This window comes from Sphingomonas sp. FW306-1B-B10E, from assembly GCF_058782005.1.
Genome location: NZ_JBYSXG010000021.1, coordinates 44,116 through 65,520, shown reverse-complemented (window position 1 = coordinate 65,520; position 21,405 = coordinate 44,116). Strand labels below are relative to the sequence as shown.

Annotated in this window: 23 protein-coding genes and 1 tRNA gene; 18 read left to right on the top strand and 6 right to left on the bottom strand. The window is 68.2% G+C overall.

Going from position 1 to position 21,405, the window contains the following annotated elements:
- Positions 1–136 precede the first annotated feature (136 nt).
- The 6 genes from AC3WJI_RS10405 to AC3WJI_RS10380 all read left to right on the top strand — a co-directional run bounded on the left by AC3WJI_RS10405 (position 137) and on the right by AC3WJI_RS10380 (position 6,843).
- Positions 137–370, top strand: coding sequence for a zinc-finger domain-containing protein (locus tag AC3WJI_RS10405; RefSeq protein WP_492757193.1), 234 nt, complete (start codon positions 137–139; stop codon positions 368–370).
- Positions 371–388: 18 nt separating this feature from the next.
- On the top strand, positions 389–1,813 hold the full coding sequence (gene tldD, locus AC3WJI_RS10400; protein WP_492757192.1) for a metalloprotease TldD: 1,425 nt from the start codon (positions 389–391) through the stop codon (positions 1,811–1,813).
- Between the two features lie 519 nt (positions 1,814–2,332).
- Positions 2,333–3,460, top strand: a complete 1,128-nt coding sequence (locus tag AC3WJI_RS10395) for a site-specific DNA-methyltransferase (protein ID WP_492757191.1) — start codon at positions 2,333–2,335, stop codon at positions 3,458–3,460.
- A gap of 151 nt (positions 3,461–3,611) precedes the next feature.
- Positions 3,612–4,706: a dihydropteroate synthase gene (folP, locus tag AC3WJI_RS10390; RefSeq protein WP_492757190.1), complete on the top strand. Its 1,095-nt coding sequence runs from the start codon at positions 3,612–3,614 to the stop codon at positions 4,704–4,706.
- Between the two features lie 71 nt (positions 4,707–4,777).
- Positions 4,778–5,335 (top strand): cytochrome b, encoded by a 558-nt coding sequence (locus AC3WJI_RS10385; RefSeq protein ID WP_492757189.1) that lies wholly within the window; start codon positions 4,778–4,780, stop codon positions 5,333–5,335.
- Between the two features lie 62 nt (positions 5,336–5,397).
- Positions 5,398–6,843 carry a glycosyltransferase family 39 protein gene (locus AC3WJI_RS10380; RefSeq protein WP_492757188.1) on the top strand — a complete coding sequence of 482 codons (1,446 nt, stop codon included), beginning with the start codon at positions 5,398–5,400 and terminating at the stop codon, positions 6,841–6,843.
- Here AC3WJI_RS10380 and AC3WJI_RS10375 read toward each other — a convergent pair.
- The gene (locus AC3WJI_RS10375) at positions 6,840–8,267 is read right to left on the bottom strand and encodes a sigma-54-dependent transcriptional regulator (protein WP_492757187.1); all 1,428 of its coding nucleotides are present in this window, start codon (positions 8,265–8,267) and stop codon (positions 6,840–6,842) included. The two genes, AC3WJI_RS10380 and AC3WJI_RS10375, sit on opposite strands and share 4 nt — an antisense overlap.
- A gap of 163 nt (positions 8,268–8,430) precedes the next feature.
- Here AC3WJI_RS10375 and AC3WJI_RS10370 point away from each other — a divergent pair, with 163 nt between their 5' ends.
- The 8 genes from AC3WJI_RS10370 (at position 8,431) to AC3WJI_RS10335 (ending at position 13,434) form a co-directional block, all read left to right on the top strand.
- Positions 8,431–8,568, top strand: a complete 138-nt coding sequence (locus tag AC3WJI_RS10370; protein ID WP_492757186.1) for an aa3-type cytochrome c oxidase subunit IV — start codon at positions 8,431–8,433, stop codon at positions 8,566–8,568.
- Between the two features lies 1 nt (position 8,569).
- Positions 8,570–9,694, top strand: a complete 1,125-nt coding sequence (locus AC3WJI_RS10365) for an NAD(P) transhydrogenase subunit alpha (protein WP_492757185.1) — start codon at positions 8,570–8,572, stop codon at positions 9,692–9,694.
- A gap of 92 nt (positions 9,695–9,786) precedes the next feature.
- Entirely contained in the window at positions 9,787–10,167 is a 381-nt protein-coding gene (locus AC3WJI_RS10360; RefSeq protein WP_492757184.1) for an endonuclease domain-containing protein, read from the top strand.
- Positions 10,164–10,385, top strand: coding sequence for a type II toxin-antitoxin system HicB family antitoxin (locus AC3WJI_RS10355; protein ID WP_492757183.1), 222 nt, complete (start codon positions 10,164–10,166; stop codon positions 10,383–10,385). Before AC3WJI_RS10360 ends, AC3WJI_RS10355 begins: the two co-directional genes overlap by 4 nt.
- Positions 10,386–10,394: 9 nt before the next feature.
- Positions 10,395–10,688 carry a proton-translocating transhydrogenase family protein gene (locus AC3WJI_RS10350; protein WP_492757182.1) on the top strand — a complete coding sequence of 98 codons (294 nt, stop codon included), beginning with the start codon at positions 10,395–10,397 and terminating at the stop codon, positions 10,686–10,688.
- A 1-nt stretch (position 10,689) separates the two neighbouring features.
- Positions 10,690–12,180, top strand: coding sequence for an NAD(P)(+) transhydrogenase (Re/Si-specific) subunit beta (locus AC3WJI_RS10345; RefSeq protein WP_492757181.1), 1,491 nt, complete (start codon positions 10,690–10,692; stop codon positions 12,178–12,180).
- Positions 12,181–12,361: 181 nt separating this feature from the next.
- Positions 12,362–13,315: a winged helix DNA-binding protein gene (locus tag AC3WJI_RS10340; RefSeq protein ID WP_492757180.1), complete on the top strand. Its 954-nt coding sequence runs from the start codon at positions 12,362–12,364 to the stop codon at positions 13,313–13,315.
- A gap of 43 nt (positions 13,316–13,358) precedes the next feature.
- A tRNA-Val gene (locus AC3WJI_RS10335) sits at positions 13,359–13,434 on the top strand.
- A gap of 19 nt (positions 13,435–13,453) precedes the next feature.
- Here AC3WJI_RS10335 and AC3WJI_RS10330 read toward each other — a convergent pair.
- Together AC3WJI_RS10330 and AC3WJI_RS10325 are read right to left on the bottom strand one after the other, a co-directional pair.
- Complete coding sequence (locus AC3WJI_RS10330; RefSeq protein WP_492757179.1) at positions 13,454–13,813, bottom strand: hypothetical protein; 360 nt, start codon at positions 13,811–13,813, stop codon at positions 13,454–13,456.
- Positions 13,814–13,893: 80 nt separating this feature from the next.
- On the bottom strand, positions 13,894–14,457 hold the full coding sequence (locus tag AC3WJI_RS10325; RefSeq protein ID WP_492757178.1) for a helix-turn-helix domain-containing protein: 564 nt from the start codon (positions 14,455–14,457) through the stop codon (positions 13,894–13,896).
- Positions 14,458–14,547: 90 nt separating this feature from the next.
- Between AC3WJI_RS10325 and AC3WJI_RS10320 the strand changes: the two genes are divergently transcribed.
- Positions 14,548–15,033, top strand: coding sequence for a DUF6456 domain-containing protein (locus tag AC3WJI_RS10320; RefSeq protein ID WP_492757177.1), 486 nt, complete (start codon positions 14,548–14,550; stop codon positions 15,031–15,033).
- Positions 15,034–15,109: 76 nt separating this feature from the next.
- Positions 15,110–15,463: a PilZ domain-containing protein gene (locus AC3WJI_RS10315; protein WP_492757176.1), complete on the top strand. Its 354-nt coding sequence runs from the start codon at positions 15,110–15,112 to the stop codon at positions 15,461–15,463.
- Between the two features lies 1 nt (position 15,464).
- Here the strand turns inward: AC3WJI_RS10315 and AC3WJI_RS10310 are convergent, their stop codons facing one another.
- From AC3WJI_RS10310 to AC3WJI_RS10300, 3 genes are all read right to left on the bottom strand, one after another.
- A complete protein-coding gene (locus AC3WJI_RS10310; protein ID WP_492757175.1) occupies positions 15,465–16,403 on the bottom strand; it encodes a DUF4861 family protein in 939 nt (312 codons plus the stop codon).
- Between the two features lie 76 nt (positions 16,404–16,479).
- Positions 16,480–17,397, bottom strand: a complete 918-nt coding sequence (gene dapF / locus AC3WJI_RS10305) for a diaminopimelate epimerase (protein WP_492757174.1) — start codon at positions 17,395–17,397, stop codon at positions 16,480–16,482.
- A gap of 40 nt (positions 17,398–17,437) precedes the next feature.
- Positions 17,438–18,109 carry a glutathione S-transferase family protein gene (locus AC3WJI_RS10300; protein ID WP_492757173.1) on the bottom strand — a complete coding sequence of 224 codons (672 nt, stop codon included), beginning with the start codon at positions 18,107–18,109 and terminating at the stop codon, positions 17,438–17,440.
- 99 nt (positions 18,110–18,208) lie between these two features.
- Between AC3WJI_RS10300 and AC3WJI_RS10295 the strand changes: the two genes are divergently transcribed.
- On the top strand, positions 18,209–20,722 hold the full coding sequence (locus tag AC3WJI_RS10295) for a DUF2339 domain-containing protein (RefSeq protein WP_492757172.1): 2,514 nt from the start codon (positions 18,209–18,211) through the stop codon (positions 20,720–20,722).
- Between the two features lie 87 nt (positions 20,723–20,809).
- Entirely contained in the window at positions 20,810–21,403 is a 594-nt protein-coding gene (locus AC3WJI_RS10290; RefSeq protein ID WP_492757171.1) for an LptA/OstA family protein, read from the top strand.
- Positions 21,404–21,405: the final 2 nt, after the last annotated feature.

The following is a 21,405-nucleotide window of genomic DNA, read 5'->3' as shown; positions in this document are numbered from 1 at the left end:
GGGTGTGACCGGATGTCACCCGTCAGACCCCATGCCCTCCCCCGGCCCCTCCCGCAAGCGGGAGGGGAGCGCACTTGGCAAGGCCGGGGTGACGAAAGGAATTGAGGCTCGGTCGGGCCCTTGCTATCGGCGACTCATGACCGCGCCTTTGCCCGAGACGATCCGCACTTCCCACGCCCGCGTCGCCTGCGATGGCAGCGGTCCCGGCGTGCCCGCCGCGCTTGGCCATCCGCGCGTGTTCCTGCAGATCGACGAGTATGGCTATGTCGATTGCGGCTATTGCGACCGCCGCTTCGTGCTGATCGGCGGCCCCGCCGATGGCGCCGACCAGAGCCAATTGCCCGATCATCCCGCTGGCGCCAGCGTCTGAGCATCCTATATCGGAAGGATGTCGATTCCTTCCGATCCCCGCGCCTATCTCTACCGCGAGCTCGATCCCGAAATCGCGATGCGGCTGACCGCCGATGCGCTGTCCACTGCAGAGGATGGCGAGCTCTACCTCCAATACCGCAAGACCGAGGCGTTCGGCTTCGATGACGGGCGGCTGAAGACCGCGAGCTTCGACACCCAATCGGGGTTCGGGCTGCGCGCGGTCTCCGGCGAAACCACGGCGTTCGCGCACGCCAACGAGATCAGTCCTGCGGCGATCCGCCGCGCCGCCGAGACGATGGCGCTGATCGAGCCGGGCAAGACCGGCAAGGCGCCGCCGCCCCAAGGCAATAACCGCCATCTCTACACCGATGGCGACCCGCTTGATCTGGTCCCCTTCGCCGACAAAGTGAATTTGTGCCAGACGATCGACGCCGCGGCGCGCGCGCGCGATCCGCGGGTGGTGCAGGTCTCGGTCGGGCTCACCGGATCCTGGGGCGTGGTCGAGATCGTCCGTCCCGACGGCTTCATCGCTACCGATGTCCGGCCGCTGGTCCGGCTCAACGTCTCGATCGTGGTCGAGCAAAATGGCCGCCGCGAGACCGGCAGCTTCGGCACCGGCGGGCGCACGCTCTACGACCGGCTGTTCGAGCCCGCGACGTGGAACCGCGCGATCGACGAGGCGCTGGCCCAGGCCCTCGTCAATCTCGATGCCGAGGAAGCGCCGGCGGGCGACATGACCGTGTTGTGTGGCCCGGGCTGGCCGGGGGTGTTGCTTCACGAGGCGATCGGGCACGGGCTCGAAGGCGATTTCAACCGCAAGGGCACCAGCGCGTTCTCGGGCCGGATTGGCGAACGCGTCGCGGCACCGGGCGTGACCGTGGTCGACGACGGTTCGATTACCGACCGCCGTGGCTCGCTGTCGATCGACGACGAAGGCACGCCGACGCGCGAGACCGTGCTGATCGAGGACGGCATCCTCAAGGGCTATATGCAGGACCGCCTCAACGCCCGGCTGATGGGCGTCGAGCCGACCGGCAACGGCCGCCGCGAATCGTTCCAGCACGCGCCGATGCCGCGGATGACCAATACTTTCATGAAGGCGGGCAAGGACGACCCCGCCGAACTGATGTCGCGCGTGAAGAAGGGCATCTACGCGAAGAGCTTCGGCGGCGGGCAGGTCGACATCGTCTCGGGCAAGTTCGTCTTTTCGTGCACCGAGGCTTACCGGATCGAGAACGGCAAGCTCGGCCGCCCGATCAAAGGCGCGACGCTGATCGGCGACGGCCCGTCGGTGCTGACCCGCGTAACCGGCATCGGCAACGACTTCGCGCTCGACGAGGGCGTCGGCATGTGTGGCAAGGGCGGGCAGAGCGTGCCGGCCGGGGTCGGCCAGCCGACTCTGCTGGTCGAAGGGCTGACCGTAGGCGGCACCGCGGCCTAGGCGCCGGGCGCTGGCCTAAATCCGTTCGCCCTGAGCCTGTCGAAGGGCGCGTTTGCCGCGAACGATTCGCTTGGGGATGGCCGCCCTTCGACAGGCTCAGGGCGAACGAGGGATGTCGCATCGGTTCGTGCTCCTGCGAAAGCAGGAGCCCAGAATCACAGGCGGATCGCTTGCCGCCCCTGGGCTCCTGCTTTTGCAGGAGCACAAGCACGTGGCCATCCGAATCATTCCTGTGCTCCGGCGAAGGCCGGAGTTGGCCTCTGAAGTGTCGCTTGCCGCCGGCGCTCCGGCTGTCGCCGGAGCACGATCGCCAGTTTGCGTGCATCGCCGAACTGAGTCTTTTGCGCCACACCACCAGCGCTTGCGCCTGTGGATAACTTCTTGACTCAACATCTGGGCGGATGCCCGAATGTTCTGCCGCGTTAACGCCTTAGCAGGCATTTTCGTTAACCAATGTTCGCTTGACGACGGAGTCCGCGTGCCCCGATTACGGGGGTTCGGGCAAGGGAGTAGCGTGCAATGGGGGTTCTGGAAAAGGTAAAGGTGCGGGGCCGCACGCCTGTCGAGCCGGTGCCGGTGCTGCCGCTCGACCAGATCCTGCGCGGGGATTGCATCCAGCGGATGCGCGAGCTTCCCCCCAAGTCGATCGACTGCATCTTCGCCGATCCGCCCTATAATCTTCAGCTTGGCGGCGACCTCAATCGTCCCGACGGCAGCCATGTCGACGCGGTCACCGACGCCTGGGACAAGTTCGACAGCCTCGCCGCCTATGACAAGTTCACCCGCGAATGGCTCGCCGAGGCGCGCCGCATCCTCAAAGACGACGGCTCGATCTGGGTGATCGGCAGCTATCACAACATCTTCAAGGTCGGCAGCGCGATCCAGGACCTCGGCTTCTGGATCCTCAACGACATCATCTGGCGCAAGGCCAACCCGATGCCCAATTTCAAGGGCACCCGCTTCACCAACGCGCACGAGACGCTGATCTGGGCGTCGACCGGCGAGAAAGCGCGCTACACCTTCAATTATCGCAGCATGAAGACGCTCAACGACGAGCTCCAGATGCGCAGCGACTGGGAATTCCCGATCTGCGGCGGGCAGGAGCGGCTCAAGAAGGACGGCCACAAGGTCCATCCGACCCAGAAGCCCGAGGCGTTGCTGTATCGCCTGCTGCTCGCGAGCACCAAGAAGGGCGATGTCGTGCTCGATCCGTTCTTCGGCACCGGCACTACCGGCGCGGTCGCCAAAAGGCTCGGGCGGCGCTGGATCGGCATCGATCGCGAGGGCGTCTATGTCGAGGCGGCGCAGGCGCGGATCGACGCGGCACTGCCGCTCGACGAATCGGCGCTGACCACGATGCAGGCGCCCAAGGCCGCGCCGCGCGTGGCGTTCGGGCAATTGGTCGAGAACGGCTATCTCGCGCCGGGTACGGTGCTGACCGATTCGAAGCGGCGGCACCGCGCGCTGGTCGGCGCCGACGGATCGCTCAAATGCGGCGACGCGGCGGGGTCGATCCACAAGCTCGGGGCGACGCTGCAGAATGCGCCATCGTGCAATGGCTGGTCCTATTGGCATTTCGAGGACGAGGGCGTGCTCAAGCCGATCGACGCGCTGCGCCAGACGTACCTTCTGGCGACGCAGCCCTGAATCGATCCTCCCCGGCACGGGGAGGGGGACCAGCCGCAGGCTGGTGGAGGGGCTCTCCACCAGCGATATCCTTTGGGGCCTACCCCCTCCACCACCGCCTTCGGCGGCGGTACCCCTCCCCGTGCCGGGGAGGATCTAGTAGGATCCGCCCATGGACTTTCCTACCAAGGCTCGCCTCTATCTTCGCCCCACGCAGTTCGTCGACACGCCGATCGGGCATGCTGACGGCAGCGTCGCGCGGCTGGCGGGTGGATTGTGCTGGTTCGCAGCCTACGAACTGATCGCAGTCGAGGGCGGCAAGCGTACGGCCCAGCGCAGTATTCCGGTCGCCGACCTACCCGACGACGAACGCCTGCAGCCACTCGCCGCGCGCATCTCCGCCCCGCGTCCGCCGCTCAGCCTTGGCGAGCGCGTCGTGCGCCTCGACCAGCCGCAGGTGATGGGCATCCTCAACGTCACCCCCGACAGCTTTTCCGACGGCGGCCGGCATGTCGGCGAACCCGCAGGTGCGGCGCAGGCCGGGGTCGACATGACCGTCGCAGGTGCGGCGATCGTCGATGTCGGCGGCGAATCGACGCGGCCGGGCGCGGCGGCGGTGTGGGAGGGCGACGAGATCGCGCGGATCGTGCCCGTGATCGAGCGGCTCGCGCGCAGCGGCGCAGCGGTATCGGTCGACACGCGCAAGGCGGCAGTGATGGAAGCGGCGCTCGCCGCGGGTGCGCAACTGATCAACGACGTCTCGGCCTTGCTCTACGACGATCGCGCGCTCGATGTCGCCGTGGCCGCCCGCTGCCCGGTGGTGCTGATGCATTCCCCCGACCCGACCAAGACCGGGCATGAGGGCGGCAATTACGGCGACGTGCTGATCGAGGTTTACGACTGGCTCGAGCGCCGCGTCGACGAGGTCGTGGCGCGCGGGATCGACCGGTCGCGGGTGCTGATCGATCCGGGGATCGGCTTCGGCAAGTCGCTCTCCGACAATCTCGCGCTTCTCAACGGGCTGGCGCTGTTTCACGGGATCGGCTGCGGGATCGTGCTCGGCGCCAGCCGCAAGCGGATGATCGGCGCACTCGCCAACGAGGCGCCGGCCGAGGCGCGGCTCGGCGGATCGCTCGCGGTGGCGCTCAAGGGCGCCGAACTGGGCGCGCAATTGCTCCGCGTCCACGACGTGTTCGAGACCGCGCAGGCGCTGCGCGTGTGGCGCGGGATGCGCGACGCGGCTCTGGTCGCGCGGGTGACGGGCTAGCGACGCGGGATCGTTATCCGCCCGATACTGTTTTGCGTGCAGGCGCCCACGCGCCGCGGGAGACTGACGAGATGCGCGAATCCGAACATCGTTATTCCACCGTCTCGATCCTGCTCCACTGGACGATCGCCGCGTTGCTGATCGCCAATGTGGTGGTCGGCGGGTGGATGGAGGATGCCGAAGGTCCCGCCAAGCTCAGCTGGTTCGCGACGCACAAGTCGATCGGGATCACCGTGTTCGTGCTGACCCTGATCCGGCTCGGCTGGCGGATCGGCCATCCCTGGCCCGCATTGCCCGCGCACATGGCGCGCTGGGAGCGGCTGCTCGCGCGCGCCACGCATGTCCTGTTCTACGTCGCCCTGCTCGCGATCCCGCTGCTCGGTTGGGCGGCCGCCTCCACGCGCGGCGGGCCTGCTACCGATTGGTTCGGACTGTTCCCGATCGGCAACCTGCCGGTGCCGCGCTCGGAGGATCTTGGCGAGATGCTGGGCGGCGCGCACAAATTGCTGGTCAAGGCGACCTATGTGCTGATCGGCCTCCACGTGCTCGGCGCCCTCAAGCACCAATTCCTCAACCGCGACGGCGTGGTCCATCGCATGCTGCCGATCCTTCCCGTGCCGCGCGACTGAGCGCGCTGCTTGACGCTGACGAGGCGTCCCGCGACACCCTTCGCGCGAAGGAGGGGGCGAATTTGACCGGAAAGGCAAAGGCGGACTGGCTGATCGTCCCGATCCTGCTGCTCGCCGCGGCGTTGCGGCTGGGCAGCGCGGGCTATTCCTTGTGGTTCGACGAGATCGCCGCGGTCCGCTTCGCTGAGCAGCCGCTGAGCCGCTTGTGGAGCAGCTGGATGGCACGCGAGGCCAATCCGCCGCTTTACTACACGTTGCTCAAGGGCTGGATCGCGCTGTTCGGCGAAAGCGACTTCGCGGTGCAGGCACTGTCGGTGCTGATCGGCGTGGCGGGGATCGCCGCGGCCTGGTGGCTGGCGCGACGCATCGGCGGGACGATTGCCGGATTGATCGCGGCGGCGCTGCTCGCGCTTTCCGCGGCGCATCTCGATTTCTCGCAAGAGGTTCGCGGCTATATCCTCGCGCAAAGCGCTGCGCTGTTCGGCTGTATCGCGATGCTGGCCTGGCTCGATCGCCGTAGCGTTGCCTCGTGGGCGGGCTATGCCGCGGCGACGCTGGTCGCGCTCTATGCGCATACGACGATGGTCGTGTTCGTCGCGCTGGCCAATGCGGCGATGCTTTGGCTGCTGCGGCGTGACCGGAGTGCGCTGGCGCAGTGGCTAGCGGCGAACCTGATCGTCGGGCTGCTGTGGAGCTGGTGGGCGTGGATCAGCCTGGGCCAGGCAGGCGCTTCTACTTCGACCTTCGGCTGGATTGCCCGGCCCGGCGTGGCGCAGGCGCTGGAGATGGCCGGGGTGATTTATCTGCCCTTCTACATCGCTGGCGAGAGCGTGGCGCTGCTGCCGGTCCTCGCGCTCGCCTGGCTGGGCGGCTTCGCCTGGTTTGCCGTGCGCGATCGCCGAGCGACAGTCGTGCTGCTCGCAATCCTCGCGGTGGGCGCGCCCTTGCTGCTCTGGGCGCTGAGCCAGAGGCTGCCGATCTTCCTGCCGCGCACGCTGTTCTGGGCGGAGGCGCCGATGACGGTGTTGGTGGCAGTGGCGCTGGTGCGCGTGCCATCGGTGCCGCTACGCAGCGTCCTGACTGGGCTGCTGTTGGTCCTGGAGCTGGGGGCGACGCTGCGCTGGCTCCCGATGCGCGAGACCGAAGCCTGGCCGCAGGTAGTTTCAGCGGCGGATGCCACCGATCCCCAAGCTGTGCTGCTGGTGGAGGGAGATGCGATGGGCGTCGCCGCGCGCCATTATCTCGATTCGAGGGGCAGCCGCCTCCGGCTGGTGGTGGTTGCGCCCGAAGTGGCGAGCGACCGCTGGGCCGAGGGGCTTGCCGAGGTGCAGCATGTCGATGCCGCGGGCGCGCGGGCGTTGTTGACGCGCGAGTGGCGCATGTTCGTCCTCAAGCGCGGCGACTATGATCCCGGGCGCATTCTGGCGCCGATCGGCATCGAGCAGCCATTCAACGAGGTTACCGGCACGCGGCAGCCCGGACTCAGCCTGTGGCGGGCACGGCGCTAGGCGGCGCTCTGGTCGATCCCCAGCTCGCCGAGCTTGCGGTAGAGCGTCGAGCGGCCGATGCCGAGGCGACGGGCGACTTCGGTCATCCGGCCGCGATAATGGCCGATGGCGAGGCGGATCACGTCGGCTTCGATCTCGTCGAGCGCGCGCAGATTGCCGTCGGGGCGGAACAAGGTGACGCCGGCATTGCCCGAACCATGCTGCGGCGGCGTGCTGCCGGCGGGGCGGCCCGCAGCGAGCTGGGCGATCTGCGGGAAATCCGCTCGGGTGAGCCCGTCGCCCTCGCAGAGCACCGCGGCGCGAAATAAGGCATTCTGGAGCTGGCGGACATTGCCTGGCCAATCATAGCTGCCGAGCATCGCCAGCGCGTCGTCGGTGATGCCGAGCGGGCGCAGCCCGGGCTGCTCGGCGACGCGGGCGAGGAGGTGGCGGGCGAGCGCGGGAATGTCGCCGGCGCGCTCGCGCAAGGGGGGGATCGTCACCTGGACGACGTTGAGCCGGTAATAGAGATCCTCGCGGAAGCGGCCGGCCTCGACTTCGGCGAGCAGGCTCTTGTTGGTCGCCGCGATCACCCGGACATCGACTTCGCGCGGGTGGCGCGCGCCGAGCGGCTGGATTTCGCCGGTCTGGAGCACGCGGAGCAGCTTGACCTGGGCGTCGAGCGGCATCTCGCCGACTTCGTCGAGGAACAGGGTGCCGCCATCGGCGTCCTGGAAGCGGCCGATCTTGCGCTCGAACGCGCCGGTGAACGCGCCCTTCTCATGGCCGAACAGCTCCGATTCGACGAGATTGGCGGGGATCGCGCCGCAATTGACCGCGATCGCGGGCTTGCGGCTGCGCGGGGAGGCGGCGTGTATCGCCTCGGCTACGACTTCCTTGCCGACGCCGCTCTCACCTTCGATCAGCACCGGCACGCGGGCGCGCGCGGCCTTGGCGGCGATTGCCAGCGCGGCGCGGAATTGCGGGGCGCTGCCGACGATCTCGTCGAAGGCGAGGCTGACCGAGAGCTTTTCGGTGAGCGGGCGCAGCTCGCCCGCGGTCAGGCCGCCCGCGGCGACTTCGAGCGCGGCGAGCAGCCGCTCGGAGGCGATCGGCTTGACGAGGAAATCGGTGGCGCCGGCGCGCATCGCGCTGACTGCGGCGGCGGCCGAACTGTTGGCGGTGAGGACGAGGATGGGCAGCTGCGGACGGCGCGCGCGCAGCTCGCCGATCAGCGCGGCGGCATCGGCGTCGGACGCAGCATTGTCGAGGATGATCGCGTCGAGCGCCATGCCGTCGGGGGTGCCGAGCATCGCGATCGCGGTCTCGGATTCGCCTGCGAAGATCGTGCGCCAGCCGCGGCGCGCGGCGATCGCCGCCACCAGGCGGCGCTGCGCCGGCTCGTCGTCGATCAGCATCAGGAGGCGCTGCCCGTTGCGCGTCATCCGTAATGTCCCCACTGTCCCAATTCAGGTCGTATCCCATAAGGGGCATGGGTAAAGGGCGGCTTAAGCCTGGACGCAGGCGATGTTTACGCGCCCGGGGTTGAGGCGGCGCGGCACGGCGGTTAAGGTCCCGGCAAAAGTTGTTCAGAGGGGATCGAGACGCATGGCCGATACGGGCGAGACCAGCACCGAGGTCCAGGCACATGCCGCGACTTATGGCGGGTTCACGCGGCTGATGCTGTGGGGAACGATCGCGGCGGCCGCGGTGGGCGCCTTCGTCGTCTTCATGATCGCCAGCTGAGGTGAAGATCGCGGTGCTCAAGGAGGCCGCCGCCGCCGAGCGGCGCGTCTCCGCGACTCCCGAGACCGTCAAGAAATTCATCGGGCTCGGTGCCACGATCGCGGTAGAGGCCGGGGCGGGCGAGACCGCGTCGATCGCCGACCAGGCCTTCGCCGATGCCGGCGCGAGCCTGGGCGACCGGGCGCAGGTGCTGGCCGATGCCGATATCGTGATCGGCGTACAGGGCCCCGACCCCGATGCGCTCGGCGGGTTGAAGCAGGGCGCGTGGATCGTCGCCGGACTCAATCCGTTCGGAGCGCGCGCGCGGGTCGACCGCTACGCCGCGCTCGGGGCCGAGGCACTTGCGATGGAGCTCATGCCGCGCATCACCCGCGCGCAATCGATGGACATATTGTCGTCGCAGTCCAACCTCGCCGGCTACAAGGCAGTGCTCGATGCCGCCGCCGAATATGGCCGTGCCTTCCCCATGATGATGACCGCGGCGGGCACGGTAAGCGCCGCCAAGGTATTCGTGATGGGGGTGGGCGTCGCCGGGCTCCAGGCGATCGCGACGGCGCGGCGGCTGGGCGCGCAGGTCTCCGCCACCGACGTGCGTGCGGCGACGAAGGAGCAGATCCAGTCGCTGGGCGCCAAGCCGATCTTCGTCGAGAACGTCAAAGGCATCGAGGGCGAGGGCACCGGCGGCTACGCCACCGAGATGTCCGACGAATACAAGGCGGCGCAGGCCGAATTGGTGTCGAGCCATATCGCCAAGCAGGATATCGTCATCACCACCGCGCTGATCCCCGGGCGCCCGGCGCCACGGCTGATCAGCGATGCGCAGATCGCGAGCATGAAGCCGGGCAGCGTGATCGTCGATCTCGCGGTCGAGGCCGGTGGCAATGTCGAGGGCGCGGTTGCCGGCGAAGTGGTCGAGCGGCACGGCGTCCGGATCGTCGGGCACCGCAACGTGCCGTCGCGGCTGGCGGCGGACGCCTCGGCGCTGTTCGCCCGCAATCTGTTCAATTTCCTGAGCGCCTTTTGGGATAAAGAGGCGGGCAAGCCGGTGCTCGACGAGGAGATCGGCAATGCGATCCGGCTGACCCAAGGCGGCAAGGTGGTGCACGAAAGGTTGCTTGGCGCGTGACGGCGCCGCAGCTCCCCGATCCTCCCCGGAACGGGGAGGGGGACCGCGCGAAGCGCGGTGGAGGGGGCTCTCCGCGCCTACGCCGGCCTGAAGTGTACAGCGCCCGCAAGCTACGCAGAAACATGACCTATCCCGAGGTGCTGCTTTGGCAGCGCTTGCGGAAACCCATTTCCGGATTGCATTTTCGTAACCAGCACCCGATCGGGCCGTATATCGTCGATTTCTATCATGCGCCAAAGCGCTTGGTGGTAGAAGTCGACGGGCAGGTGCACTCCAGTCCCGAAGCGCTGGCGCACGATGCCGAGCGCGAGGCTTTTCTGCGGTTAAACCGCTATGCAGTCGTCCACGTGCTAGCTTCGGATGTCCTCAAGGACGCAGACGGGGTGGCCGCTGCGATCGTCTTGCTTGCCGCACGCCCCCTCCACCAGCCTGCGGCTGGTCCCCCTCCCCGTTCCGGGGAGGATCAGAAGTGATCACGACACCACAGGACTTCGAAGTCGATATCTTACCGCTCGCCGAGGCTGACGGCGGCGGGTTCACTGCGATTGCGCCCGAACTGCCGGGATGCCGCTCCGACGGGGAAACGCCCGAGGAAGCGCTGCGCAATGCCTATGATGCGATCGCCTGCTGGATAGAGGCTGCATGTGAGATGGGACGCGTTGTTCCCCTGCCGCAACGCCGGGCCGCGTGAGGAGTAACCATGGACTTCATCTCGATCCTGTCGATCTTCGTGCTGGCCTGCTTCGTCGGCTATTATGTCGTCTGGTCGGTCACCCCGGCGCTGCACACGCCGCTGATGGCGGTGACCAATGCGATCTCCTCGGTGATCATCGTCGGCGCGCTGATCGCATCGGCGGCTACGGGACTGGGCGGCGGCGGCGCGGTGTCGAAATGGCTGGGGCTGCTCGCGGTGGTGTTCGCCAGCATCAACATCTTCGGAGGGTTCGCGGTGACCGCGCGGATGCTGGCGATGTACAAGAAGAAGGTGCGCTGAGATGGAGCATGCCGTCTCCGTGAGCCCCTGGGTGTCGCTGGCCTATCTGGTCGCGGGCGTCTGTTTCATCCTCGCGCTGCGCGGCCTGTCGAGCCCGGTCACCAGCCAGCGCGGCAATCGCCTCGGCATGATAGGCATGGCGATCGCGGTGGTGACGACGCTGGTGACGCATATGCCTTTGCGCTCCCAACCATGGCCGCCCGGCAATCCTCACGACTTAATGATCGATTATTCCACCGCCGGATTGATCCTCGGTGCCATTGCCATAGGCGCGGCGATCGGTCTCGTCACCGCCCGCCGCATCGCGATGACTGCGATGCCGCAGCTCGTCGCGGCGTTCCACAGCCTGGTCGGCATGGCCGCGGTACTCGTCGCCGCAGCGGCGTTCCTCAATCCGCTGGCCTTCGGCATCGCGCAGGTGATCCGGCCGATCTACGGCCCGGATGTAGTGACGATCCTGCCGGTCAGCCGCATCGAGATGGCGCTCGGCGTCGCGATCGGCGCGATCACTTTCTCTGGCTCGGTGATCGCCTTCCTCAAGCTCAACGGCAACATGTCGGGCAAGCCGATCCTGCTACCGGGCCGACACGTCATCAACCTCGCACTGCTCGCGGGCATCGTCGGGCTGATCGGCTTCTTCCTCACCGATCAGAGCCCCTGGGTGTTCTGGACGATCACCGTGCTGAGCTTCGTCATCGGCTTCCTGCTGATCGTGCCGATCGGCGGAGCGGACATGCCGGTGGTGGTGTCGATGCTCAACTCCTATTCGGGCTGGGCGGCCGCGGCGATGGGATTCACGCTCCACAACACCGCGATGATCGTCACCGGTGCGCTGGTGGGCAGCTCGGGCGCGATCCTTAGCTATATCATGTGCCGCGCGATGAACCGCAGCTTCGTCAGCGTCATCGCCGGCGGCTTCGGCGGCGACAGCGGCAGCGGCGCGGCCGCGGCGGCGACCGACCGGCCGTGGAAGCGCGGCTCGGCCGAGGATGCCGCCTTCCTGATGAGCCAGGCCGAGCAGGTCATCATCGTCCCGGGCTACGGCATGGCGGTCGCGCAGGCGCAGCACACGCTGCGCGAGATGGCGGACAAGCTCAAGGAGCATGGCGTCCGCGTCAAATACGCGATCCACCCGGTCGCGGGGCGCATGCCGGGGCACATGAACGTGCTGCTCGCCGAGGCGAACGTGCCCTATGACGAGGTGTTCGAGCTCGAGGACATCAACAGCGAGTTTGCGCAGACCGACGTCGCCTTCGTGATCGGCGCCAACGACGTAACCAACCCGGCCGCCAAGACCGACAAGTCCTCGCCGATCTACGGCATGCCGGTGCTCGACGTCGAAAAGGCCAAGACGGTGCTGTTCATCAAGCGATCGATGGGCGGCGTCGGCTATGCAGGTGTGGACAACGAGTTGTTTTACCGCGACAATACGATGATGCTTCTGGCCGACGCCAAGAAGATGGTGGAAGAGATCGTGAAGTCGCTCGACTGATTTCCGGTCGAACGGGGGAATTTGTTCAAGCGTAGTCGCCGCGTTCGATCCGTTACGGACGCTTGATCGACTGCGCACTGCGTGGGCCGCCTTATAACCTCCGAAATGGAGGAAATCGGACTCAATTGTTTCGGGGCGCTGCGGCATCTCCGGAACAGAAGACGAACCCTTGAGGCAGCGGATGGCGAGACTGACCCAATTTTCCGAAAGTCCGAGCGATGGCTATGCCAACGGTGCGCCTGTCGCGCTGGTCATCGCGGACAGCGTTGACGCAGCCGGCGAGGCGGTCGATGCTTTGGGCCTCGCGGGATGCCAGTCGCGCCAGCCGGTTTCCTTCGCCGAGGCCTCGCGCGACCTGAGCAACTATGACGGGCTCGACCTGATCCTGATCGAGACCGCGGCAGCGCCCGAGGACCTTCTCGACCTGGTGCTGGCGCGCGCGGACACGATGGCGCGTGAGCGCGCGCTTGGTGTCGTCGCGACCGTGCTGCCCGAGCAGATCGACGCCGCTGCTGCGCAATTGCTCGGCCCGCATCGCCAGATACTCTGCAGCCCGACGCGCGCCGAGCGGGTCAGCGCGATTGCGGGTGCCAAGTGGCACGCCCGCGGGGTGATGGACGATGTCAACCGCGAGACCGAATCGGTTCGACTGCGTCGGCTGAGCGAGGAAGTGGCGCGGATCGCCGAGACGCTGGCGCGGCTGACCCGCAGCGAGGAAACCGAGACGCGCGGTCGGATCCGCGACCCTGGCACCGGCTATCGCGGCCCCGATGCCGGCCCGCCCGTCGAGATTGCCGCGGGCGAGATCCGCGCCGTGATCCGCGCGCGGCGGATGCGCGCGCAGTTCTTCGCCGACGAATTGTTCGCCGATCCGGCCTGGGACATGCTGCTCGACCTGTTCGCCGCGCAGCTCGAGCGGCGCCAGGTCTCGGTGTCGAGCCTGTGCATCGCCGCCGCAGTGCCGCCGACGACGGCGCTGCGCTGGATCGGTACGCTGCACGAAGCCGGACTGTTCGAGCGCCAGGCCGATCCCAGCGATCGTCGTCGCGCCTATATCGGCCTGAGCGCCAAGGGCCTCGAGGGGATGCGCAGCTATGCGAGCGCGGTGAAGCGCGCGGGGCTCCACCTCGTTTGAAGCCTTGCCCCGGCGCGCGGCTTTTGGCATCGGCAACGGGCAAGGGCGCTTAGCTCAGTTGGTAGAGCATCTCGTTTACACCGAGAGGGTCGGCGGTTCGAGCCCGTCAGCGCCCACCATCCCTTCGCTACCGGGCGGCTAGGTCGCCTTGAAGGTCGGCGCGCCGTTGGCGTAGTTGAGCGTCACATAGGCGTTGTCGCACACGTTGATCCCCGACCAGACCGCGCTGGTATCGTCGGCAAACGTTGCCTTGACGTCGTATTTGCAGCCGCTGCCCTTGTCGAAATGCACGGTCATCCGGCCGCCATGCTTGGTCTCGCTCTTCTTCGCCTCGGGTTCGACCTTGTTGGGGACCCAGGTCCCGGCGCCGGCGGCGGAAATGTCGATCCCCTTGATCGGCTTGCCGGTGTTGTTCGCGAGGACGAAGTCCCAGTCCTCGGCCAGTGCCGGCGCCGCGAATGCCGCTATTGCGGCGATCGAAATCGCTGTTCTGATCATCGCAGTCCCCTCCTGCATTTGCCTTTTTATGCAGGCAGACTGCGCCTCTGTGGCGCACTCGGCAAGAGGGTTGCGACGGCCTAGAGCGCGCGGACCAGCCGTACCGCGCAGCCGATCCAGGGCGGATCGTTCACCACTTGCTGACGCGCGCCGGCGCCGAGCGGCAGCAGGTGCAATTTCTCCCCTTCGCGGCCGATCAGCCGCCCGAACACGAAGCGGCCGGCGGGGCGGGGCACCAGCACGTCGCGATTGAGCGCGCGCGCGTAGAGATCGGGGGCGAGCCGATCGCACCAGATTTCGTCGCCGGCGCGATAATCGCCGATCCCGCCGCCCACCGTTACGGCGATCATCCCCGGCTCGCCGCGCGGCGGGACCACCGAGGCGGGCCTGCGCGGCGCCTGCGCACCGCTGCCGTCGAGGATCGCGGCGACGGCGATCTCGGGGCGGTCGGGCAGCCGGACGAGGTCCGACGCCTCGACGCCGAGCGCGGCAGCGATACGGTTGAGCCAGCCGACCGACACCGTCCGCGTGCCCGTCTCGAGACGGCCGATGGTCTGCGCGGTGGTGGGGGGATCGCAGCGCTGCGCGACGTCGTCGAGCGTCAGGCCCTTGGCGCGTCGCACTTCGCGGATGGCAGTGATCATCGGCACGTCTCCTAACCGATTTGGTTTTTTGTCTTTCCTACAAACAGGTCTTCGTGGCAAGCCGTGCCTTCGGAACATAAGGAGTACGACATGCGCGAACTCATCGAGCGGCGGATCGACCATTTCGGTGTAAGCGGCGAGGCGCCACCGCGTGGGGGGCGCAGCGTGACCGTCAATCTGGCCGAGTCGCCGCTCGGCTGGCTTCGATCGCGCGGGCATGTCGACGCTCGGCAGTTCGAGGCGGGCGAGCGGTTGCGCGGCGACTATGAGCGGGCGGCGCTGGGGCCGCAGGTGACGATGCGTTGGGATACGAGTCCGCGTGCGCCGCGCGGGTCGTCGGCGCGCCACGATCCGACGCACGCGCAGATCGGGGCGAAGGCACGCTTCGATGCGGCGGTGACGGCGACGGGCCCGGGGCTGTCGGACGTGCTGTGGCGCGTGGTCTGCGCAGGCGAGGGTCTGGCGACGGCCGAGAAGGCGCTGGGCTGGCCGAGTCGCGCCGGCAAGGTGGTGCTAGGGATCGCGCTCGATCGGCTGGCGGACCATTATGGGCTGCGGCGCGACAATCGAGGTTAAGCGGCTGCTAACCTTCAATTTTGCGGAACGGCCGGCGTCGCCGTGCGCTTCCCGCTGATGGCGGACCGGGGGTAAGATGCGTACCAATGACAAGGACGGCGCGCACCAGCGAGCGGCGCCGCGCACCAAGATCTTCCATGCCGGCGAACTCAGTTGCGAGACCGGCGCGCCGCAGCGCGTGCATGTGCTCAACATTTCGACGGGCGGCGCCTTGGTCTATGCCGATGCCGTGCCCGAGATCGGCGAGAAGGTGCGGCTGGCCTGCGGAATCCCGCTAGGAGCCGCACGCGTTCAGTGGCGCAGCGGACGGCGGTTCGGCGTGGCGTTCACCCAGCCGATCACGGCGGCGCAGATCGAGGCGATCCTGACCAAGCAGGACGAACTGATCGAGGCGGTGGCGCGGCGGATCGGGTCGATCGCGGTCCGCTGATTCAGCGCCCCGGCGACGGCGCCGCGAAGGTCACGCGCTCGGCGGCGACCGCGCGGTCCCAATCGGCGCGCGTGCGGAAACCGCCATTGCCGAGGTTCCACGCCGAGCCCGAATAATAGACGAACGGCTTGCCCGGCGTCACGCGAAGCAGCGCGAGATGATTATCGGCATCCTTGACGACATCGACGAGCATCGCGGGATCGAAGCGGAGCGCGATCGCCATCCGGCCATGTTCGCGCTCCTCCGGCCCCCACCAGGAAAGCAGCCCGCGTGCCTTGTCGACGGTGAGCTCGCCCTCGGCGCCGGTCGGCTTGCGGGCGAGCCCGATCCCGACGACCAGCGCGCCTGGCTTGTCGGAGCGGATCGTCGATACCATCCGGGTAAAATGGGTGCCCATCGGCAGCGTGAAGCGCCGCGTTTCCCAGACCTTGCGGCCGACATCGACCGGCCAGGGCGCGTAATCGACCTGGAAATCGGCGGCGTCGGGGCCGTTCCGCAGGATCCGGTAGCTGCGGAAGTTGCGCGAGGTCCACAATTTGTTGTCGAGCCAGATGCCGAGCCCGCCGGCGCCGCGCGAGGTCCCGACATTGTAATAATCGAGCCCCTCGCCGTGGAAGCCGTGCTGGTCGCCGCTGCGGAGCTGGCGGTCCATGAACGGCCAGGCGACGTTCTTGCCCCAGCTGTCGATCCCCGAACCCGATGGCGGTTCATAGGCTTCGAGTGCGCGCCCATAGATGCGGTGCGCGGTGCGGTCATTCTCCCAAAGCAGATCGTCGTAGCGATAATCGGCGAGCATCACCGCTGCGCGCGGCGTGCGGTCGGCAGCGGGTGGCAGCGGCTTGTCGATCGGGGGCAGCGCCGCGCGCGGAACGTCCTGCGCGGCAAGTGACAGCGGGAGTAGCGATAGCGCGGCGGCGGCAAGCGAGCGAATCCACGACATCGGCAAATCCCTCCCGGCGCCGGTGTCGGGCCTCTTGGTCGGGCCAGGCTAGCCAAGCCCCTGGTCGCTGGCAAGCTCAGCCGAGCGCGGCGACGGCGGCGTTCCAGGCATCGGCCTCGTCAGTGCGGCGCGCGATGATCTCCGGCGATCCGGCGCGGCCGCTCGCCAGGTCGATCTCGATCGTGGCGTCGTAGAGGAAGGTGGCGTTGCCGCTGATCGTCACGATCCGGTCGGCATCGGCACGGCCGCGGACCAGCCCGCCCTTGTTGAACACGCGGACCTGGGTGTCGAGCGGCACCCGCCCGGTCAGCCCCGCGGCGAGCACCGATGCCGCCATCGCGCTGCCGCAGCTGTCGGTCAGCCCGACACCGCGCTCGAAGGTGCGCACGAACAGATCCTCGCCGCGCAGCTCGACGAACGAGACGTTCGCACGCGCCGGGATCAGCGCCGGGCCCGCCTCGCAATATTCGCCGAGCGCGACGAGCTCGGCCTCGTCGACCGTGTCGACGAAGGTCACGAGATGGGGGTTGGGCATCGCCACTGCGGTGAAGCTGCGGGCGCTCGGCAGCTCGGACAGCGGGCCAGTGAGGCCGACATCCGCGAGATCGGTCGAGGCCGGGCCCACGACGGTGCGGACGGTGACCACGCCCGGCGCGAGTTCCGCCTCGCGCGCGACCTCGGCCGAACTGGTCTTGAGCCTGACGCGCGCGGCATCGAGGCAGAGCGCCTCAAAACCCGCGCGCGCGACGCAGCGCAGGCCGTTGAGGCAGGTCTCGGCCTCCGAGCCGTCCGAATTGAACATCCGCATCCCGAAGGCGTGTTCGCCGTCGCCCGCGACAAGCAGCAGCAGCCCGTCGCCGCCGACCGGGCCGTTGCGATCCGCGAGTGCGCGCGCCACGGCTGGCCAATCCGTATCGGCCAGTGCGACGGCGCGCGCGTCGATCAGCGGGAAATCGTTTCCCGAGCCATGGCATTTGGTGAAGGCGAACCGCATGCCGCCCCTCTAGGGCGCGGCATGCGGCTTGGCCAGCGGCTCAGGCCGCCTGTTGCGCGGTCACCGGGCCGCCCATCGCCGCCACCACGGCCTGGTCCTTGGCGAGGATCGCGGCGAAGCTCGGCCGCGCGAGCATGGCTTCGATATAGGCGGCTGTGCGCGGGTGGCGCGCCGCGTCCGCCGATACGCCGATGCAGCGAAGCGTCGCGAACGGGCTGGCGACCGCAATATCCGCCAAAGTCAGCCGGTCCTCGACGAGAAAGCCGCTCGCGGGAATAACGTTCTCCAGATAGTCGAACAGCGGCGGCAGCAGGTCGCGCTCGGCCAGGTCGGCCGCTTCGAGGTCGCATTCGCGCTTGAGCACGCGAGGCAAAACGAAGCGGTTGCCGAAGATCGCGGTGCCGGCCGCCATCATCATCGTGTCGGCCAGTTCGTCGTACCAGATCGTCCGCGCCCGCGCGCGCGGCTCCGCCGGAATCAGATTGGGCTCGGGATATTTGGCCTCGAGATAGGCGACGATCGCGGACGAATCCGAGATCCGGAAGTCCTCGTCCTGGAAGCCGGGGATTTTGCCGAACGGGCTGGCCGCCTGGAAATCGGGTCCTCCGCGGCCGAGGCCGGCGGGCTGCAATTCGAGGGCGATTCCTTTTTCGGCCCCGAAAACCATGCACTTGCGAACGTAAGGCGACAGCGTCGAACCAAATACGATCATCGCACATTCTCTCCATCATGCCGCAAAACAGGCATTCCGGACCCCGGGAACGCCTAGTTTGCCACGACAGCGCGAATCCGCTGTGCCAAGGAGAGGCAAGTGAACGTCTTCACGCTCCTGCTCGCCCTGGGTGTCGCCGCGGCCTTTTATGTGGTCCTGCGTCGCCTTGCCGTTGTGGAACAGGAGTTGCGCCGCGTCGAGTCACTCGTCGCCAAGCTCGAAGCGCGCGAGTCCGATTTGGTCGCAGTGCCGCCGCCTTTGGTCGCCAGCGAATCGATCGAGGATGCGCCCGCGGCCATCGCGGCGAAGAGCGCTCTGCCGTCCGAGCGGGTCACCGCACCGGAGCCCGCATCGCCGGAGCCGGCGCGCGCCAATCCGACGCTACCGCCGCTCAACCTCGAATCGCTGATCGGCGGACGGCTGCCGATCTGGATCGGCGGGGCAGCGCTCGTCCTCGCCGGCTTCTTCCTCGTGCGCTATTCGATCGAGAGCGGGCTGCTAGGCCCGTCGGTGCGCACCTTGCTCGCCGCGGCGTTCGGCGTGGCGCTCATCGCCGCCAGCGAAGCCGCGCGGCGCTGGCCCGCGACGGCCGACGACCCGCGCGTCGCGCAGGTGCTCGCCGGGGCGGGCGTGGCGAGCCTGTACGGCACGTTGTACATGGCGGCGGCGCTCTACCACCTGATCGCGCCGCTGACCGCATTCGTCGCAGTGGTCTTCGTCACCGCGGCGGCGATGGGACTGGCGCTGCGGCACGGCCCGCCGACCGCAGTGATGGCGCTGATCGGCGGCTTCGTCGCGCCGCTGGTCGCGGGGTTCGATGCAGCGGGGATCGGGCCGCTGCTGGTGTATCTCGGGCTGTTCATCGCCGCCTTGTTCGGGTTGGCGGTCCATCGCGGTTGGGGTTGGCTCGCGCTCGCCGCGAGCATTGCCGGGTTCGGATGGATCAACTTCCTGATCGCGGTGCTGCCTGGGGGCGGCGGCGACTTGTCGGCGGTGGGTGCGTTCACGATGCTGCTCGCGGTCTGCGCCAGTGCCGCACTGCCGGCCACCGGCACACACAATCGCTGGCTGCGGCTGGCGCCGCTCGTCGCCGGCTTCGTCCAGCTGCTGGCGCTCGCGCCGTCGCTCGATTTCGGGGCGCTGGCATGGAGTTTCTATCTCGTGCTGGCGGCGGCGGCGCTGTTCCTGTCGTGGCGCCAGTCGCTCTATCTGCCCGCCGCGCTCGCGGCGCTCGGTTTCCTGCTCGTGCTCGAAACGCTCGCTTTGCTCCAGCCGGAGCGCAGCGCGACCCCGCTCGCGGCTGCCGCCGCGACCTTGCTGTTCGCGGTTCCCGGCCATTTGCTGGCTGCCCGGGCGAGAAGCTGGGCGGCGCTCGCGCTCGGCGGCACCGCCGGTCCATTGCTCGTCGCGCAGGGCTGCGCGCCGTCGCTGCTCGCACCGGCGGCGTGGGGCGGAATCGACCTGCTCGCCGCCGCGGCCTGCGCACACCTCGCATGGCGCATCCGCAGCGAGACCAGCGAGCCGGTGCTGGTCGTTGCCAGCCTTGCCGCGGGCCTATTCGCCGCGCTCGGCCTCGCCCAGTTCCTGCCCGCGACATGGCTGGGGCTGCCGCTTGCGCTGGTGGTACTCGGGCTGGCGGGCTGGGCGCGTGTCGCCCGTGCACCGGCATTGTTCGTGCTGCCTGGCTTGCCTTATGGTGCGGCGCTCATCGCCGCCGCGCTGCCATTGCTCGGGCTGACGACGTTGGTGGCGAAGTCGCTAGCCGGCGAGCGGCTGCCGTATCTGGACCTGCCTGCCTTGCCGGAGCTGTTCCGCGCGCTGGCGCTGCCCAGCGCGGCGTTGCTCGTCACCCTGCTCGATCCGCGCCAGCTCGGGCGCGCGCGGCGATTGGTCGGCAGCATCGCGATCGGCGTGGCGATCCTGCTACTCTACGCGCTAGCCAAGCAAGTGCTGGCGATCGCGACGATCCCGCAATTCGTCGCTTGGGGCTTTGTCGAGCGTGCCCTGCTCACCCAGGCATGCCTCGCCGCCGGCTGGGCGCTGCTGCGCAGCCGGCGATTTCCCTCACTCGCGGCGATCCTGTTTGGGCTGGGGCTGGTGCGGCTGGTCTGGTTCGACTTGCTGGTCCTCAATCCGGTGGTCGAGCCCCAGGCGGTCGGCGCGATCCCGCTCGCCAATGCCGCGGTGCTGCACGCCGCGCTCGCCGCTGCCTGGCTGTGGACGCTGCTGAAGGGGCGGGGCTGGCGGATCGGCGCGGCGTTGCTCACCATTGTCACGGCGCTGGTCGCAGTCCGCCAGGCGATGCACGGCAGCATCCTGACCGGCCCGATCGGGACGCTCGAAAATGGCGGCTATTCGGCAGTGCTGCTCGGTCTCGCCCTGTTCTGGCTATGGCGCGGGATCGCCGCCGCGGTGCACGATCTGCGCCTAGCCGGGCTGGCGCTGCTCACGCTGGTGACCTTCAAGGTATTCCTGATCGATGCCGCCGCGCTCGATGGCATATTGCGCATCCTGTCGTTCCTCGCGCTCGGCGTGGTGCTGATCGGGATCAGCTGGGGCTATAGCCGCTTCCTGACGCGGACTGGCGACGCCGAGGCACCGGCGGCACCATGAGCGTGAAGCCTGCGCTGCCGCTAAGAAACTTGCCTTGACCACGCGTTGGGCATAACTCCGCCCCATTCTCATCCGGCAGGCTCGAATATGGCATTTTCTCGTCTCGGCGCCTTCGCGCTCGTCTTCGCGGCCGCCGCGGCGGGGTCGGCCGCGCACGCGCAGCGCGCCGGCAAGCAGGCGGCGCCCACCGAGACGATGACGCTCGAGGCGGATCGCTTTCAGCTCGACGACCAGAATCTGCGGGCGACGTTCGAGGGGCGGGTCCGCGCCCAGCAGGGCACCCTGTCGATCGCATCGGATCGCGCGGTGGCGATGTACACCTCGAGCCTGCTCAAGTCGTCCGCCGCCCCGGACCTGACCAAGGTTCAGGCGACCGGGCATGTCGTGGTGAAGCGCCCCGACGAGACCGCGAGCGGCGATTACGCCGTCTACAATCTCAACGAGCGGATCATCACGCTGGTCGGGAATGTGGTGCTGATCCGAGGATCGAACGTCGTGCGCGGGGCGCGGCTGGCGATCAACTTGGACAGCAATTCGGCTACGCTCGGTGGCGGCGCGAATGTCGGCCCGGCCACGCCGACCGGCCGCGTGAGCGGCAGCTTCTCGGTGCCCAAGCGCACCGACGGCAGCACGCCCCCGGCGACGTCTACGCCGAGGCCCACGCCCACCCCGAAGCCCTAGGC

What these genes read in the sequence shown, in the direction of transcription:
- AC3WJI_RS10405 (WP_492757193.1), top strand. Translation starts at nt 137, where the DNA reads ATGACCGCGCCTTTGCCCGAGACGATCCGCACTTCCCACGCCCGCGTC.
- AC3WJI_RS10315 (WP_492757176.1), top strand. Translation starts at nt 15,110, where the DNA reads ATGCGTACCAATGACAAGGACGGCGCGCACCAGCGAGCGGCGCCGCGC.
- AC3WJI_RS10350 (WP_492757182.1), top strand. Translation starts at nt 10,395, where the DNA reads ATGGACTTCATCTCGATCCTGTCGATCTTCGTGCTGGCCTGCTTCGTC.
- AC3WJI_RS10375 (WP_492757187.1), bottom strand. Translation starts at nt 8,267, where the DNA reads ATGACGCGCAACGGGCAGCGCCTCCTGATGCTGATCGACGACGAGCCG.
- AC3WJI_RS10290 (WP_492757171.1), top strand. Translation starts at nt 20,810, where the DNA reads ATGGCATTTTCTCGTCTCGGCGCCTTCGCGCTCGTCTTCGCGGCCGCC.
- tldD (WP_492757192.1), top strand. Translation starts at nt 389, where the DNA reads ATGTCGATTCCTTCCGATCCCCGCGCCTATCTCTACCGCGAGCTCGAT.
- AC3WJI_RS10340 (WP_492757180.1), top strand. Translation starts at nt 12,362, where the DNA reads ATGGCGAGACTGACCCAATTTTCCGAAAGTCCGAGCGATGGCTATGCC.
- AC3WJI_RS10395 (WP_492757191.1), top strand. Translation starts at nt 2,333, where the DNA reads ATGGGGGTTCTGGAAAAGGTAAAGGTGCGGGGCCGCACGCCTGTCGAG.
- folP (WP_492757190.1), top strand. Translation starts at nt 3,612, where the DNA reads ATGGACTTTCCTACCAAGGCTCGCCTCTATCTTCGCCCCACGCAGTTC.
- AC3WJI_RS10300 (WP_492757173.1), bottom strand. Translation starts at nt 18,109, where the DNA reads ATGATCGTATTTGGTTCGACGCTGTCGCCTTACGTTCGCAAGTGCATG.
- AC3WJI_RS10330 (WP_492757179.1), bottom strand. Translation starts at nt 13,813, where the DNA reads ATGATCAGAACAGCGATTTCGATCGCCGCAATAGCGGCATTCGCGGCG.
- AC3WJI_RS10345 (WP_492757181.1), top strand. Translation starts at nt 10,690, where the DNA reads ATGGAGCATGCCGTCTCCGTGAGCCCCTGGGTGTCGCTGGCCTATCTG.
- AC3WJI_RS10325 (WP_492757178.1), bottom strand. Translation starts at nt 14,457, where the DNA reads ATGATCACTGCCATCCGCGAAGTGCGACGCGCCAAGGGCCTGACGCTC.
- AC3WJI_RS10385 (WP_492757189.1), top strand. Translation starts at nt 4,778, where the DNA reads ATGCGCGAATCCGAACATCGTTATTCCACCGTCTCGATCCTGCTCCAC.
- dapF (WP_492757174.1), bottom strand. Translation starts at nt 17,397, where the DNA reads ATGCGGTTCGCCTTCACCAAATGCCATGGCTCGGGAAACGATTTCCCG.
- AC3WJI_RS10310 (WP_492757175.1), bottom strand. Translation starts at nt 16,403, where the DNA reads ATGTCGTGGATTCGCTCGCTTGCCGCCGCCGCGCTATCGCTACTCCCG.
- AC3WJI_RS10320 (WP_492757177.1), top strand. Translation starts at nt 14,548, where the DNA reads ATGCGCGAACTCATCGAGCGGCGGATCGACCATTTCGGTGTAAGCGGC.
- AC3WJI_RS10370 (WP_492757186.1), top strand. Translation starts at nt 8,431, where the DNA reads ATGGCCGATACGGGCGAGACCAGCACCGAGGTCCAGGCACATGCCGCG.